The sequence below is a fragment of the Pseudomonas sp. NBRC 100443 genome (assembly GCF_030268185.1).
Classification (GTDB): Bacteria; Pseudomonadota; Gammaproteobacteria; order Pseudomonadales; family Pseudomonadaceae; genus Pseudomonas; species Pseudomonas citronellolis.
The window spans coordinates 1-325 of record NZ_BSQE01000084.1; the positions used below are offsets into that span (position 1 = coordinate 1).

General features: G+C 64.3%; 1 protein-coding gene. It reads right to left on the reverse strand.

The annotated features are described in order from the left end of the window. Nucleotides 1–325, reverse strand: a 325-nt coding sequence (locus QSJ95_RS32640; RefSeq protein ID WP_285647900.1) for an IS110 family transposase, incomplete at both ends; no start/stop codon positions are given.

A 325-nucleotide genomic window follows, 5' to 3' on the forward strand; every position in this document is an offset into this window, starting at 1 on the left:
TGCTATCCCGGCCCGCCCGCAGAATGGCGTGGGCATCATTGCGATCATTCTTCGCTCCGCTCCGGTGCTCGGCCACCCGCTGGGCCGGCAGGATACGCACCGGGTTGCCCTGCGCCTGCAGCAGCCGAGCCCAGGCCTGTGCTCCAGGGCCGGTTTCCATCAGCACCGTCACGCCCTCCGACAGCTTCTGCAGAAACACCTGAAACGCTTCACGCGACTTGATTCGCTGTTCGTACGCCAGTTGACCCAGGGCGTCTTCCCCCGCCACCTGGAAGACCTTTTTCGCCAGATCCACGGCGACTGTCGTGCACACCGATACATCGGT